A 14,318-nucleotide genomic window follows, 5' to 3' on the forward strand; every position below is an offset into this window, starting at 1 on the left:
TCGCGCCGCCGCGCAGCTAACCACCCTACGAGGTACGGAGGAGGCTCACCCGCCTACCAGCTGCGAGTTGTTCGCTACTGCGCCTTGGTGTAGGTGAGCTTTCTGAATTCCGCCGGCGGGGCGTCATTCACTGCTGCGACTTGAACCGAGAAGGTGCTGTGGTTGATTCCGTTCTTCTCGGGAACGACGGACGCGCCAACCATCGTGTATCTGTAGCCGGCGTCCTCGCCCCAGGACTTCGGGAGCAGGTAATAGGATTTGCCGGCCTCCACCGTGAATTCAGCCGGATGCGGCACGCCCGAAATTACCCGCGTCCAATATTCGTTGGGGGAGCCGACGCTGTGCGGCCCGGGTGGCAGATCGACCGTCGTGTATTGTCCGGGCGGAAGCGACATAAGCCGCTTGCCATCGACCTCGATTGGAAGGGCAAAGACGCTGGTATTGAAGCCGAAGGGCCGCCCGATGTTGACGGACGCATGGCCTGCCTTTGGCGGGGCCGGCGTCGCGGACGTTGCCGTCGTTTGCTCCGGGGCAGACAAGCAGGCCGAGAGCAGCGCGGACGCGAGCCCGACCATGCAAAGGCGCGGGAATTGATTCCACGCGATGTTCGCCATTTTCAAGACGCCCCCATCCCTCGAATTGCACCAGACGTGCACATGCATCCGATGCTCGTCTTGCGGGAGCGAGCCTCGCAAGTCAAGACGCCGCGACCGTACGAGGGCGAGCCGCGTCATGCAGGCCGTGCTGCAGATGCGGAAGACCGTGATTGCGGATCGGGACAAGGCGGATGCGGGGAGAGGGGAGCGATGGTGGCGTAGGGTTGGGGTGGCCCCGGGGCTGCGCGGAGCGCAGTCCCTTGGCGTAACCCACCACTTCAGCGTCCGCGGTGGCAGAAGCGGTGGGTTACGCAGCGCGGTCAGCGCTTCGCGCCGCCGCGCAGCTAACCCACCCTACGAACCGCGGCTGATCCACGCCGCAAGCTCGCGCCACGGCTCCAGCGTCCAACTCCCCGACGCAGCCCCGGAGGGCGAGGGCAGCACGAACGTCGCCGGCCGGTCCGAAGCCTGCCGGCCCAGCACAATCGCATTCGACGGCCTGCCGTAAAACAGGCTCGCCGCCTTCTTGCTGGTGAACGCGATCGTCCGCGGCCGGTACGTCTCCATCTTCGCCCGAAAGCCCGGCACGTCGATCGTCTCCGCCGCGATCTGGTGATCCATCCCGGCGCCGGTCTTGGAGAGATCGGTGAAGCCGATCCCGAGTTTGATCAACGACGCAAATTCGCCCGGCTGATAGCGCCGCGGCGTGATCCCGGCCTCATGGATCGCGCGCCAGAAGCGGTTGCCGGGGTGGGCGTAGTAGCACCCGAGCTCGGCGGAGCGTGTCGAGGCGGCGGTGCCGACAAAGACGAGGCGGAGGTTGGGGCGGAGGAGGTCGGGGAGGCGGTGGATTTCAGGCAAGTCAATCGTCCGTGGCTGCGCTCACTCGTCCGCCTTGCGTGCTTCGCGGCCGTGCCATATCCGCGTGATCAGGATGTCTTGTGCTTCCGCCAGGACGGCGTACCGCACGATGTAGCCGGACGCGCCAAAGCGAACCACGATCTGGCGCAGCTCAGGATCTTCGGTCTGCATGCCCAGATTGGGAAACTCCTCCAAGCGTTCGATGGCACGCCAGATCGATGCGAGCGCGCGTTGCGCGGCGGCCGGGCTGTGTTGATCGAGAAAAAGGCGCAGTCGCTCGACGTCCTCGACGGCGTCGGGCGAAAGCAGGATCATCCGATCTTGCGCGCCACAGGTCGCGGCAGCTCCTTCGCCGACCCCCAGCTCGCGACCCAGTCCTTCACCTCGTTGAGCGGCACGGCGGCGCCGTTCTTGCGGAAATCTTCCAGCCGCCGGCGGTCCTCGGCGATGTCGGGCCCGGCGATATCGACCACGGAATCGAGCAGCGCCACCGCCTCCGCGAGCACGGCGGCGACATCCTGCCCGCGCTCGTCCGCCATCTCGCGCAAACGCGCGTCGGTTTCGGCGTCGATATCCAGCGTGCGACGGATGATATTCATGGCATCACGATAGGCGCGGACGAGGATTTTGTCGAGGCGCCCGACTTGGAGATCGGTGATGCGATCCCGAGCTCGATCACCGCTACAAACTCGCCCGGCTGATAGCGCCGCGGCGTGATCCCGGCCTCGTGGATGGCGCGCCAGAAGCGGTTGCCGGGATGGGCGTAGTAGTGCCCGAGCTCGGCCGAGCGCGCCGAGGCGGCGCTGCCGACGAAGGCGAGGCGGAGGTCGGGACGGAGATGGTCGGGGAAGCGGGGGGTGGGGGTAGGCAAATCAACTATCCGCAACGTTGTAGCCCGCATGAGGGCCAGCGACATGCGGGGCAACTGTCAATCCCGGATGTTGCTGACGCTCATCCGAGCCACGATTGCTTCGCTTTCTTGCGAATGACGATTTCGCGCTCGCTCAACAAGCTATTGCCGATTGCCGCAAAAAAAGACCGGGCGCTTCAGCGCCCGGCCCGTCATTTGGTGGATGCGCGCTACCCTCTCACAACACCCGATTACTCTCCTTCACCTTCTCCGCATCCAGATACAGGCTCTCGCCCATCTCCTTGAACTTCGCGCTCATCCTGGCCATGCCGTCCTCGGCGGTGCCCGACATCGACATCCCCACCGAGTTCGGATCATTCAGCGTCGCCGCGTAATCCCGCACGTCCTGCGTGATCTTCATCGAGCAGAATTTTGGGCCGCACATCGAGCAGAAATGGGCGACCTTGTGGGCTTCCTTCGGCAGGGTCTCGTCGTGGAAGTTCTTGGCGGTATCAGGATCGAGGCCGAGGTTGAACTGGTCGGTCCAGCGGAATTCGAACCTCGCGCGGGAGAGGGCGTCGTCGCGCAGTTGCGCGGCGGGGTGGCCCTTGGCGAGGTCGGCGGCGTGGGCGGCGATCTTGTAGGTGATGACGCCGGTCTTGACGTCGTTGCGATCGGGCAGGCCCAGATGCTCCTTCGGCGTGACGTAGCAGAGCATGGCGCAGCCGAACCAGCCGATCATGGCCGCACCAATCCCTGAGGTGATGTGGTCGTAACCCGGCGCGATGTCGGTGGTCAGCGGCCCCAGCGTGTAGAACGGCGCCTCGCCGCACTCCTTGAGCTGCTTGTCCATATTGATCTTGATCTTGTGCATCGGCACGTGGCCGGGGCCTTCGATCATGACCTGGCAGCCCTTGTCCCACGCGATCTTGGTGAGTTCACCGAGCGTTTCGAGCTCGGCAAATTGCGCGCGGTCGTTGGCGTCGGCGATCGAGCCGGGGCGCAGGCCGTCGCCGAGCGAGAAGGAGACGTCATACTTGCGCATGAGGTCGCAGATCTCGTCGAAATGGGTGTAGAGGAAGCTCTCCTTGTGATGCGCCAGGCACCACTTCGCCATGATCGAGCCGCCGCGGGAGACGATGCCGGTGACGCGGCTCGCGGTGAGGTGGATGTATTGCAGGCGGACGCCGGCGTGGATGGTGAAATAGTCGACGCCCTGCTCGCACTGCTCGATCAGGGTGTCCTTGTAGAGCTCCCAGGTCAGCTTGACCGGATCGCCGTTGCACTTCTCCAGCGCCTGGTAGATCGGCACGGTGCCGATCGGCACCGGCGAGTTGCGCAGGATCCATTCGCGCGTGGTGTGGATGTTGCGGCCCGTCGAGAGGTCCATCACGGTGTCGGCGCCCCAGCGGATCGCCCACACCATCTTCTCGACCTCTTCCTCGACCGACGACGTCACGGCGGAGTTGCCGATATTGGCGTTGATCTTGGTCAGGAAGTTGCGGCCGATGATCATCGGCTCGAGCTCGGAATGGTTGATGTTGGAGGGGATGATGGCGCGGCCGCGCGCGATCTCGCTGCGGACGAATTCCGGGGTGATGAAGGCGGGCACCGAGGCCCCAAAGCTTTCGCCGTCGGCGAGCGCGGCTTCGGCGCGCTCCAGCTGTGCCTTTCGGCCGAGATTCTCGCGCTCGGCGACGTAGATCATTTCCTTGGTGATGATGCCGGCGCGGGCGAATTCGAGCTGGGTCACCTTGTGGCCGTCGAGGCCGCGCAGTGGCTTGTGATAGGCCGAGAAGGCGCGCGCGGCCTTGTCGGTGGAGACGCTGCCATTGTCCTCCGGCTTGATCTGGCGGCCCTCATATTCCTCGACGCCGCCGCGCTCCAGCACCCACGCCTTGCGGTTGCGCGGCAGGCCGGCGTTGACGTCGATCGTGACGGTGGGATCGGTGTAGGGGCCCGAGGTGTCGTAGACCGGCAGGTTCGGCTCGCCCGCGCCTTCGAAGAGGATGATCTCGCGCAAGGGCACGCGGATATCAGGCGCGGCGTCGGGGGTCGCGAAGATCTTGCGCGAGGAGGGAAGCGGGCCGGTGGTGACGGCGGGGACGGTTTTGTCGGGGTTGGAGCGGATGTTCATGGGGATCCTCCGGTTTAATTCTGATGTGCGTGCGTTTGCGCGACGGCGGTGAATTCTTGCTCCGTCATTGCGAGGAGCCCTTGCGACGAAGCAATCCAGACTGCCTCCGCGGAGGGATTCTGGATTGCTTCGCTTCGCTCGCAATGACGGTGGAGAGAGCTTCGGTCACGCCGCCTCCTTCGAACCGCCGAGCCATTGCCTCACGCGGGCATCGGGGTCGGGGTTCTGGGTGACGTCGGACACCACCGCGATGGAGTCCGCGCCCGCCGCAAAAATCTCCGCGGCGTGCTCGAACTTGATGCCGCCGATGGCGACCAGCGGGATGGTGCCGATGCGCTTTTTCCATTCGGTGATCTTGGGGACACCTTGCGGTTCGAAGCGCATCGATTTGAGCGTGGTGAAGAAGATCGGGCCGAGCGCGACGTAGTCGGGCTTGGCTTCGAGCGCGGTGGCAAGCTCGGCGTCGTCGTGGGTGGAGATGCCGAGCTTGAGGCCGGCCTCGCGGATCGCACCGAGATCGGCGTCAGCGAGATCCTCCTGACCGAGATGCAGATATTCTGCGCCGGCGACGATCGCGGCCCTCCAATAGTCGTTCACCACCAGCTTGGCTTGCGTGCCCTTCGTGATAGCCAGCGCGTCGCTGACGATCTGCAGCGCCTGCGAGTCGTCGAGCTCTTTCGCGCGCAGCTGGATGGTGCCGACGCCGAGCTTGGTCAGGCGCTCGACCCAGGCCAAACTGTCGACCACGGGATAGAAGCGATCAGGATACGGCATGCCAGAACGGGGTCCCAACGACAGGGGTGGAGGGCGAGGCGAAGTCGCGGGCGTTCATCAGCCCCGCCTCGTAAGCGGTGCGGCCGGCCTCGCAGCCGAGGCGGAAGGCGTTGGCCATCGCGACGGGATCGGCGGCTTTGGCAATCGCAGTGTTGAGCAGCACGGCGTCGTAGCCGAGCTCGAACGCCTGCGCGGCGTGAGAAGGCGCCCCTAAGCCCGCGTCGACCACCAGCGTGATGTCTGGCAGCCGCTCGCGCAACAGTTTGAGCGCATCGCGGTTGGTGATGCCCTTGGCGCTGCCGATGGGAGCTGCCCACGGCATCACCACCTTGCACCCGGCATCGACAAGGCGGCTCGCGACCGAGAGGTCCTCGGTGCAATAGGGGAACACTTCAAAACCGTCCTTGATCAGGATGCCGGCGGCCTCGACCAGACCGACGACATCGGGCTGCAGCGTGTCGTTGTCGGCGATGACCTCGAGCTTGATCCAGCTGGTGCCGAACAATTCGCGCGCGAGTTTTGCGGTGGTCACCGCCTCGCGCACGGTGCGGCATCCCGCGGTGTTCGGCAGCACGGTGACATCTAACTCGCGGATCAGCTTCCAGAACGCATCGCCGGTCTTGCCGCCGGCGGATTCGCGCCGCAACGAGACCGTGACGATGTTGGCACCGGAGGCGCGGATCGCGCCTTGCATGATCGCAGGCGAGGGATAGAGCGCGCTGCCGATCAGGAGGCGCGAGGCGAAGGTTTTGCCGTAGAAGGTCACCATGTGGGCGTGTCCTCGATTGACGCTCTCTCCGCCGTCATTGCGAGCGAAGCGAAGCAATCCAGAGCTTTATCCGCGGAGACACTCTGGATTGCTTCGTCGCTGCGCTCCTCGCAATGACGGGAGAAACAGCTTGCGCCGGGCGATGACAGCAGTGTGCGTGGCTTCATCTCCCTCATCCTCCCTGCCGCGGCGTGATGATCTCGATCTCGTCGCCGGCTTTCAGGCGCGTCTCGGCCCAGCGGCTCTTCGGCACGACGTCGTAGTTCAGCGCGATGGCGAAATGACTGCCTTCGTAGTCAAGCTCGGAAAGCAGCGCGTCGACGCTGGCTGCGCTGACCTCGCGCGGCTCGCCGTTCACGATCAGGCGCATTGCATTACCTCGTTGTCGATCTGGCCGCGCTCGACATAGGCGAGCGTCAGCTCGGCGAGCGCAGGCGCGATCAGGAAGCCGTGGCGGTAGAGCCCGTTGACGCTGATCTTGCGATCGCGAATGCCGATGCGCGGCAAATTGTCGGGAAAAGCGGGACGAAGCCCCGAGCCGAACTCGACGATGCGCGCCTCCCCGAACGCCGGATGCACGGTGTAGGCCGCGCCCAAAAGCTCCAGCGCGGAGCGGACGCTGACGCCGGTGTCTTCCGCTTCGATCGAGGTCGCGCCCAGCATGAACAGGTCGTTCTCGCGCGGGATCACGTAGAGCGGCCAGCGCGGGTGGATCAGCCGCACCGGGCGCGCCAGCTGCACCTCGTCCGTCTCGATCAGGATCATCTCGCCCTTGACGCCGCGAAGCTCCGGCTGTTCGTCGCGGGCACCAAGGCCGCGGCAATCGATCACGATGCCGTCAAGCTCGTTCGCGGTGACGTCGCTGCAGAACTTGATGGTGCCGCCGGCAGCCTTGATGCGCTCGTGCAGCTTCGGCAGCACGCGGCGCGGCTCGACATGGCCCTCGGCCGGGAAGAACAGTGCGTCGCGGAAGCGGCCCTCCAGCGACGGCTCGAGCGCGGCGAGGCCGGCGGCATCGAGCCGGCGGTGATGCTCGGTCATGCGCGCAAACCGCTCGAAATCGTTGCGCTCGCGGGGGTGGGCGACCACCAGCGAGCCGTTGAACGGCGTGTCCGGCAGCTCGCGCCGCCAGAGATCGAGCGAGCGCAGCCCCAGGCGGCTGATGATGGGTTCGGCGATTTCGGCCTCGCAATAGGGCGCGAGCATGCCGCCGGCCCAATGGCTGGTGGCATCCGTCATCGCCTCGTCACCGCGCTCGTGCAAGGTGACGGCGTGACCGGCCTGCGCGAACAGCAGCGCCTGCCAGGCGCCCGCGATGCCTGCGCCGATGATGGATACCGGTGAATCCGGTCGCTTGGTGGTCTGCAACATCCCTGTCCCTTCGCCGGCATGACCCGGATCAGGTTCAAAGGGTCACCGCGGTCCTGGGCGGTATTGCCCATTTAGCGGTATCTCAGCTCCTCCTCGGAGCACCCCTCGGAACGGTGCTAATGTATGCCAGTGACGGGCGGTGTCAACGCGATAACGGGCGTCATGCCCGGGCTTGTCCCGGGCATCCACGTTCGGGCGCGGATGCAAAGACGTGGATGGCCGGGTCAAGCCCGGCCATGACGAGGACTACCGAGCGGGAACCTGCGCCCGCGCGTTGCGGACGCGCTGGGCGAGCTTCCGGTGCGTCGGCGCGCCGAACATCGGCTGCGGATTGCCGTTCGGCTCGAGCCAAAGTTGACCCGTACCGCCCTGGCCCATGGTGTCGCCCATCCCGGCGACCTGCACGGCCTCCTGCCGCGGGCGCTTTGCAGCATAGTAATAGCCGCCCGCGAAATAACGCACGGCTCGCGCGTGATCGCCATTGGCGGCGCGGTAGGCGCCAGCGAGGTACTTCACAGCGTAGGTGAGGTTGGTGTTGGGATCGCGCAGGCCCGCGGCATCGCCGGTGTAGCCGACCCCGCGCGCGGTCGCGAGCTTGATCTGCATCAGCCCGATGGTGCCGCCGCGGCCGACGAGATGCGGCTGATAGCGGCTTTCGCGCATGATGACGCGATGCACCAGCGCTTCCGGCACGCCGTTGGCGCGGGCATGGGCGGCCACCATCTCGGCATATTCGGCTTCGCCGGCCATTGCGGCTTGCGGCAACGTCAGTCCCGCCGCGAGCAGCGCGACAATTCGTAAGATTTTCATCGAAATATTCCTCGGCAGAACGGACCCGCACCCCGGCGCGTTAGGCCGTGGGAACACGGCGATGATGTGGCGAAATGTCACCAGCGGCGATTTTCGCCGGCTCGTCGCTTTTGCGACTCAAACCTGGGTTAAGCTCGGAGTTGGTGAAGCGCCTTACGCGACAGCGGGTCTGTCCATTTCGCGCATTCGCCCAACAATCGCTATTCAAAGCAAGCACTCGGGAGGACGTCCATGACCCCTGCAGACATCGACGACATTCCCAAGCAGAACCCTTGTGCACAATGTGGCACACCGATCCCGTTCCCCGACTGGATCGAGCCGGGCGAAGGGCGCGTCTCTTATCTCTGGACCTGCCACGCCTGCAATTACCGCTTCGAGGCGGTGGCGATCTTCCCGCACGAGGCGATCGAGCACCCGCCGCTCGCGGCTTGATCAGGCGGCGCGGCGCAGCGCCTGCGAGACCGGCAATTGCATCCGCACGATCAGGCCGTGCGGGGCGCGGTCATGCAGCGACAGCTCGCCGCCGTGGCCGAGCGCGATCGCGCGCGCGATCGACAGGCCGAGCCCGAAGCCGGTGGAGTAGTCCATGGTGCGCGCGTCGTCGCCGCGCACGAACGGCTCCAGCATCTCCTGCTTGCGCGCATCCGAAATGCCGGGGCCGTCGTCCTCGACGTCGATGACGAGCGTGGTGTCCGAGACGTCGAGGCGGATCGTCACCTCGGCGCCGAAGCGCACCGCGTTCTCGACCAGGTTGGTGACGCCGCGATGCAGATCGTCGGGCCGCGCGGCGGCGGTCGCGGACGCAGGCCCGACATAGTGCACGACCTGGCCCATGTCGCCGAACTGATCGGCGACGAGCTGCAGCGTGCTGGCGATGTCGACCAGCGTCACCGCCTCGACCTTGCGGTCGTCGCGCAAGAGCGACAGCACCGATTCCAGCATCGCGCGCATCTGGTCGAGATCCATCAGCATGCGCTTGCGGTTGCTCTCGTCCTCGACGAACTCGGCGCGCAGGCGCAGCCGCGTGATCGGCGTGCGCAAATCGTGGCTGATCGCGGCCAGCATCCGCGTGCGATCCGACATCAGCCGCACGATCCGCTCGTGCATGCGGTTGAGCGCGCGCGCCACCGCGCGGATCTCCTCCGGGCCGCGCTCGGGCAGCGGCTCGGCGGCGCCGTCGAGGCTGAAATTCTCCGCCGCCGCGGCGAAGGACGACAGCGGCCTCGTCAGCGCGCGCGCCGCCCACAGGCCGAGCACGGTGACGCAGATGAAGGCGCTCATCAGTGCCATCAGCCAGGGCGCGCCAGAGAACAACGGCCGCGGGGCGCCATCGACATGCCCCGCGATCACGGTGCCGTCGGGCAATTGCACGCCGATACGGGGCTCGATGCTGCCTGAAGCCAGCCGTCCGGTCTTGTAGGCGCGGCCGAGATGGCGGCGCATCCAGCGCAGATGCAGGCTGTCGCTCTCCGCGAGATCGGCCGTGCCGGGCGCCAGCATCTCGATGCCGAGCCCGGGGAAGGCGCGCGCGAGATCGGTGAACAGGCGCGGACGCTCGCTCGCCTCCGCCGCGCCGAGCAGCAGCGCCGCATCGGCCAGTTGATGCGCCCGGTCCGGCGGGGCATCAGGGCGGTCCTGCCGGAAAAACAGGAAGGCGGTGGTGATGACGAGATGGAGCGCCACTGTCGAGGCCAGCACCAGCGCGGCGATCTGCCCGCCGATACCCTTGAGGTGGAAGAACGAGAACGGCTTCATCGTCGTCTCCCTCAGCTGCTCACGGGCACTGCGGTCGCTTCGGCGCTTGCTGCCTCGGTTCTCGCGACCTCGGTTCGTGGCGTGAACAGATAGCCGCCGGAGCGCACCGTCTTGATCAGGGTGGGATCGGCCGGATTGGGCTCGATCTTGCGGCGGATGCGACTGACCAAGACGTCGATGGAGCGCTCGAACGAGCCGGTGTTGCGCCCCTGCGTGAGGTCGAGCAGGCTGTCGCGCGACAGCACGCGGCCGGGCCGCTCGCAGAACGTGCGCAGCAGGTCGAACTCGGCGCTGGTCACCGCGACGCGCGCGCCTTCGGGATTGCGGAGCTCGCGCAGGCGCAGATCGATGCGCCAGCCTTCGAAGGTGAGCGCGGAGGCGCCTTCGACCGAGCTCGCCGCTAGCGCGGCCGCCTGGCGGCGCAGCACCGCGTTGATGCGGGCGAGCAGCTCGCGCGGGTTGAACGGCTTCGGCAGATAATCGTCCGCGCCCATCTCGAGGCCGACGATGCGGTCGATGTCTTCGCCGCGCGCGGTCAGCATGATGATCGGCGTCTGGCTTTCGGCGCGCACCTTGCGGCACAAAGTGAGGCCGTCCTCGCCGGGCAGCATGACGTCGAGGATGATGAGATCGACGCGGTGATCGGCCATGGCGCGCGACATCTCGCGGCCGTCGGCGACGGCGGTGACGTTGCAGGCGTTGCTGCGCAGGTATTTCGCAATCAACGTCCGGGTTTCGCGGTCGTCCTCGACGACCAGGATGCTGGGATTGGGAATGGCCATGCGGCTTGTTTGTCCGAGATTCAGGCCAAATGGCGAAGATTTTTGTTTCGGATTGTTTCTGCCAGGCGGTCCGCAACGGACGGCAATCGACCCACCGCCGAGCGGCAAGCTCTCGTTAAGGCCGTTAACCATACCGTGGCGCGGTCCGCGGCGAAACCCGCAAAACCAAGGGAGCCATCATGACCTCGATCTCGGCGGCCTCCGCCGGCAGCTATCAATCGCCGCTGCAGCGGCTTCAGCAGGAATTGCAGTCGCAAGTCTCCGCCGGCACGATCTCGTCGTCGGACCAGTCCGCGCTCTCGACGGCGCTGACGGATATCGACACGGCGCTCCAGCAGAGCGGCCAGTCGAGCGGCGCGCCTCCCTCCAAGGACGAGATGCAGTCGAAGATCGAGGACCTCATCTCGAGCGAAGTGTCGAACGGGACGCTGACCTCCGAACAGGCCGAGGAGCTGAAAAACGTGTTTCAGTCCGCCTTCGCGGGCGGCGCGGGTGGACCGGGCGGTCCGCCGCCGGACGACGGCTCCTCGGATTCGACGACGACGGATTCGACGAGCAGCAGCTCGACGGACCAGACCACCGCCGAGATCCTCCAGCAGTTCCTGGAGGCGCTGCAGCAGTCGCAATCGTCGGCATCGTCCTACGGTGCCAACGGCAGCTCAACCGCCAAGTCCGACTTCTCCGCGCTTCTGATCGACTACAAGAGCTGACCTGACGCGGGTCGGCGCGTCCTCGCCGCGGTCATGCCGTGCCCCAACGCGCATAATCGCTGGCAGGAACCGTGCGTCGCAAAATGTTCCTGAGTGACGTAGGAACAGTTCGCGCATGGCGCGACGAAATTGCGGCACGCACGGAACTGCGCCCGATCAGAGCGGTTTTCTCCGCACGAGTTTTCTGTGAAGGAGAGGACAACAATGTTGATGAAATCGATCGTCACCGGCCTCGCCGGTACCGCGCTACTTGCGACCGTCGCCATCGCGCAAACGCCGCCCGCCGCCACCACCGACAAGGCGGCCCCTGCGGCCACCGCAACGACCACGACGGCTTCCGGCCAGTGGCGCACCTCGAAGATGGACGGCCTGAAGGTCTACAACGAGGCCAACGAGAACATCGGCACGATCAACGATCTGCTGATGGACAAGAACGGTGATATCAAGATCGCCGTGATCGGCGTCGGCGGCTTCCTCGGCATGGGCGAGCATCTGGTCGCCGTGCCCTACGAGAAGCTGAAGTTCGTCAACGAGCCCGTCGCCTATACCGGCACCGGCGCGAACACCGGCGCCAAGCCCGCCGGCACGACGACCGGCGCTGCGACCGGTACCGACAGGCCCGCAGCGACCGCATCGACGTCGTCCGCGTCGAAATGGTACCCGGACCACGCCGTGTTCAATGCCAGCAAGGACGAGCTGAAGAACATGCCGCAGTTCAAGTACGCGGAGTAATGCAGCTCGCGTAACTGCCTGAACGAAGCGCGCCTGGTTTTCACCGGGCGCGCTGTCGTGTCTTCGACCTCCTGCGTCCTCAACTCCCGCTGCCCTTCAGCCGTTCGTTGCGCCGGCGCAGGGCTTCCAGGGTGGCGAGGAGGACGACCGAGACGGTCGTCAAGATCACGGCCGCTGCCGTGATGGTCGGGCTGATGTTCTCGCGGATGCCGCTGAACATCTCGCGCGGCAGGGTGCGCTGCTCGGGGCCCGCCATGAACAGCACGATCACCACCTCGTCGAAGCTGGTTGCGAACGCGAACAGCGCGCCTGATGCCAGACCCGGCAGGATCAGCGGCAGGATCACGCGACGGAAGGCTTGAAGCGGCGAGGCGCCGAGCGAGGCGGCGGCGCGTGCCAGATTGGTGTCGAAGCTCTGCAGCGTCGCCCCGACCGTGATCACTACGAAGGGCGTCGCCAGCGCGGTGTGAGCCAGGATCAGGCCGAGATAGCTGCCGGTCAGCCCGATCGGCGCGAAGAAGAAGTACAGGCCGACCGCGGTGATGACCCCGGGCACCACCACCGGCGACAGCACGAAGGCCAGCACGAGCGGCTTGAACCGGCTCTTCCACTGCGCCAGCCCCAGCGCGGCCAGCGTGCCGAGCACCATGGACAACAGTGTCGAGGCGACGCCGATGATCATGCTGTTCTTGAGCGAGTTCATCCAGCGCGGCGAATTGACGAAGTCGTCGTACCAGCGCAAGGAAAGGCCCGGCAGCGGATAGGTGAGGTACGAGCTGGAACTGAACGACAGCGGCATGATCGCCAGGATCGGCGCGATCAGGAAGATGAACACCAGCGTGGAGACAACGATGGTCGCGGTCCACGCGATGCGCTGGCTGGGCGTGCGAATTGAGGAATTGTCGCTCAATTCTTCATCCCTCCCGTGACCTGCTGGCCCTGCACCAGCTTGCCGTAGACGAGAGCGAGCAGAACGGTGGCGAGCAGCAGCACCGCGCCCAGCGCCGACGCAAGGCCCCAATTGGCCGTCTCGGTCGTGTAGAGCGCGATGAAGTAGCTGATCATCTGGTCGGCGGCGCCGCCGACGAGGGCCGGCGTGATGTAGTAGCCGAGCGCGAGGATGAAGACGAGCAGGCTTCCCGCGCCGATGCCGGGCAGGGTCTGCGGCAGGTAGATCCGCAGGAAGGCGGTGAGGGGCGGTGCTCCGAGCGAAGCGGCGGCGCGCATGTAAGCAGGCGAGATCGCCTTCATGCTGCTGTACAGCGGCAGGATCATGAACGGCAGCAGAACGTGGGTCATGGCGACGCAGACGCCGAAGCGGTTGTAGATCAGGCGGAGCGGCGCATCGATGATGCCGAGCCAGAGCAGGCTGTCGTTCACGACGCCCTTGCTCTGCAACAGGACGATCCAGGCGCAGGTGCGAACCAGGAGCGAGGTCCAGAACGGCAGCAACACGAAGATCATCAAGAGGTTCGACCGGCCGGGCGGCAGTGTCGCCAAGAGGTAAGCGACCGGAAAGCCGAGGATCAGGCAGAGCGCCGTGACACCGAGGCTGATCAGGAAGGTGCGGAGGAAAATGTCGCGGTAGATGGCCTGATCCGGTGGTGCGGCGACGATCGCGCCGTCCGCGTTTCGCGTCAGGTCGAGCGCGGCGAGCAGGTAAAAGCCGGTGATCGGGCCGCTCGCGTCCTTGATCGTGGTCCAGGTGGCGCGTTCGCGCCAGGCGGGGTTGATCTTGCCCAGCGTCTCCTTCGCCGTACCGGGCTCAGGCACCGCCTTCAGATTGCGTCCCGTGCTGGTCAGGATCGTGCGGAAGCCGTTCAGCGCGTAGTTGAGCCGCTTCGCCGCAATCGCGATGGTGCCGGCGGCGCGCGCCGCCATGATGTCGCTTGCCAGTGCCGCATAGGCGTTTTCATCCGGCAGGTCCTTGCCGTCCCAGTTAGCGAGAGCAGCGACCGTTTGCGGCAGGACCTGACGCACCTCCCAGTCCTCGACCGAGCGCCACAGCATGCCGGCGATGGGACCTGCGAAGGTGAAGAGCAGAAACAGCAGAAGCGGCAGGACCAGCGCCAATGCCTTGACCTGGCGTGTCCGCTCCGCGCGCCTCAAGCGGCGTTTGAGCGGCACATCGGTCGACGCATTGGCGCCAGTCAGAAGCGCGTTCGTCATTG

Annotated in this window: 17 protein-coding genes, 1 pseudogene and 1 riboswitch; of the genes and pseudogenes, 3 read left to right on the forward strand and 15 right to left on the reverse strand. The window is 65.9% G+C overall.

Translation table 11 applies throughout. The features are described from left to right. Positions 1–74: 74 nt before the first annotated feature. From P0R31_RS02285 to P0R31_RS02335, 11 genes and pseudogenes are all read right to left on the reverse strand, one after another. The gene (locus tag P0R31_RS02285) at positions 75–614 is read right to left on the reverse strand and encodes a hypothetical protein (RefSeq protein ID WP_275512665.1); all 540 of its coding nucleotides are present in this window, start codon (positions 612–614) and stop codon (positions 75–77) included. Positions 615–950: 336 nt separating this feature from the next. Continuing rightward, a complete protein-coding gene (locus P0R31_RS02290; RefSeq protein WP_275512666.1) occupies positions 951–1,457 on the reverse strand; it encodes a mismatch-specific DNA-glycosylase in 507 nt (168 codons plus the stop codon). A gap of 21 nt (positions 1,458–1,478) precedes the next feature. Next, complete coding sequence (locus P0R31_RS02295) at positions 1,479–1,772, reverse strand: type II toxin-antitoxin system RelE/ParE family toxin (protein WP_275512667.1); 294 nt, start codon at positions 1,770–1,772, stop codon at positions 1,479–1,481. Then, positions 1,769–2,056 carry a hypothetical protein gene (locus tag P0R31_RS02300; protein WP_275512668.1) on the reverse strand — a complete coding sequence of 96 codons (288 nt, stop codon included), beginning with the start codon at positions 2,054–2,056 and terminating at the stop codon, positions 1,769–1,771. Before P0R31_RS02300 ends, P0R31_RS02295 begins: the two co-directional genes overlap by 4 nt. A 35-nt stretch (positions 2,057–2,091) precedes the next feature. Then, positions 2,092–2,373 (reverse strand): annotated as a pseudogene (locus tag P0R31_RS02305) (uracil-DNA glycosylase family protein); the annotation flags it as partial. Positions 2,374–2,545: 172 nt separating this feature from the next. Then, positions 2,546–4,444, reverse strand: a complete 1,899-nt coding sequence (thiC, locus tag P0R31_RS02310) for a phosphomethylpyrimidine synthase ThiC (RefSeq protein WP_275512669.1) — start codon at positions 4,442–4,444, stop codon at positions 2,546–2,548. Between the two features lie 165 nt (positions 4,445–4,609). Beyond that, complete coding sequence (locus tag P0R31_RS02315; RefSeq protein WP_275512670.1) at positions 4,610–5,218, reverse strand: thiamine phosphate synthase; 609 nt, start codon at positions 5,216–5,218, stop codon at positions 4,610–4,612. Further along, positions 5,205–5,987, reverse strand: a complete 783-nt coding sequence (locus P0R31_RS02320; protein WP_275512671.1) for a thiazole synthase — start codon at positions 5,985–5,987, stop codon at positions 5,205–5,207. Before P0R31_RS02320 ends, P0R31_RS02315 begins: the two co-directional genes overlap by 14 nt. 172 nt (positions 5,988–6,159) lie before the next feature. Beyond that, entirely contained in the window at positions 6,160–6,357 is a 198-nt protein-coding gene (gene thiS / locus P0R31_RS02325; protein WP_275512672.1) for a sulfur carrier protein ThiS, read from the reverse strand. After that, positions 6,348–7,358, reverse strand: a complete 1,011-nt coding sequence (locus tag P0R31_RS02330) for an FAD-dependent oxidoreductase (protein WP_275512673.1) — start codon at positions 7,356–7,358, stop codon at positions 6,348–6,350. The genes thiS and P0R31_RS02330 overlap by 10 nt, the downstream gene beginning before the upstream one ends. Further along, positions 7,346–7,474: riboswitch (TPP riboswitch) on the reverse strand. (Overlaps the previous gene by 13 nt.) A gap of 130 nt (positions 7,475–7,604) precedes the next feature. Next, positions 7,605–8,168 carry a lytic transglycosylase domain-containing protein gene (locus P0R31_RS02335; RefSeq protein ID WP_275512675.1) on the reverse strand — a complete coding sequence of 188 codons (564 nt, stop codon included), beginning with the start codon at positions 8,166–8,168 and terminating at the stop codon, positions 7,605–7,607. 231 nt (positions 8,169–8,399) lie between these two features. Between P0R31_RS02335 and P0R31_RS02340 the strand changes: the two genes are divergently transcribed. Then, entirely contained in the window at positions 8,400–8,600 is a 201-nt protein-coding gene (locus P0R31_RS02340; RefSeq protein ID WP_036013259.1) for a hypothetical protein, read from the forward strand. Here P0R31_RS02340 and P0R31_RS02345 read toward each other — a convergent pair whose 3' ends face one another. Together P0R31_RS02345 and P0R31_RS02350 are read right to left on the reverse strand one after the other, a co-directional pair. Beyond that, entirely contained in the window at positions 8,601–9,923 is a 1,323-nt protein-coding gene (locus tag P0R31_RS02345) for an ATP-binding protein (RefSeq protein WP_275512676.1), read from the reverse strand. An 11-nt stretch (positions 9,924–9,934) separates the two neighbouring features. Beyond that, the gene (locus tag P0R31_RS02350; protein WP_275512677.1) at positions 9,935–10,705 is read right to left on the reverse strand and encodes a response regulator; all 771 of its coding nucleotides are present in this window, start codon (positions 10,703–10,705) and stop codon (positions 9,935–9,937) included. A 179-nt stretch (positions 10,706–10,884) separates the two neighbouring features. Between P0R31_RS02350 and P0R31_RS02355 the strand changes: the two genes are divergently transcribed. Both P0R31_RS02355 and P0R31_RS02360 read left to right on the forward strand, forming a co-directional pair. Further along, the gene (locus tag P0R31_RS02355) at positions 10,885–11,415 is read left to right on the forward strand and encodes a hypothetical protein (RefSeq protein ID WP_275512678.1); all 531 of its coding nucleotides are present in this window, start codon (positions 10,885–10,887) and stop codon (positions 11,413–11,415) included. Positions 11,416–11,619: 204 nt separating this feature from the next. Continuing rightward, the gene (locus P0R31_RS02360) at positions 11,620–12,147 is read left to right on the forward strand and encodes a PRC-barrel domain-containing protein (RefSeq protein ID WP_225130538.1); all 528 of its coding nucleotides are present in this window, start codon (positions 11,620–11,622) and stop codon (positions 12,145–12,147) included. Positions 12,148–12,226: 79 nt separating this feature from the next. Here the strand turns inward: P0R31_RS02360 and P0R31_RS02365 are convergent, their stop codons facing one another. Together P0R31_RS02365 and P0R31_RS02370 are read right to left on the reverse strand one after the other, a co-directional pair. Beyond that, the gene (locus P0R31_RS02365) at positions 12,227–13,057 is read right to left on the reverse strand and encodes an ABC transporter permease (RefSeq protein ID WP_275512679.1); all 831 of its coding nucleotides are present in this window, start codon (positions 13,055–13,057) and stop codon (positions 12,227–12,229) included. Next, positions 13,054–14,316 (reverse strand): ABC transporter permease, encoded by a 1,263-nt coding sequence (locus P0R31_RS02370; protein ID WP_275512680.1) that lies wholly within the window; start codon positions 14,314–14,316, stop codon positions 13,054–13,056. The genes P0R31_RS02365 and P0R31_RS02370 overlap by 4 nt, the downstream gene beginning before the upstream one ends. Positions 14,317–14,318 lie beyond the last annotated feature (2 nt).

It is taken from the genome of Bradyrhizobium yuanmingense (genome assembly GCF_029167105.1).
GTDB classification, from domain to species: domain Bacteria; phylum Pseudomonadota; class Alphaproteobacteria; order Rhizobiales; family Xanthobacteraceae; genus Bradyrhizobium; species Bradyrhizobium yuanmingense_A.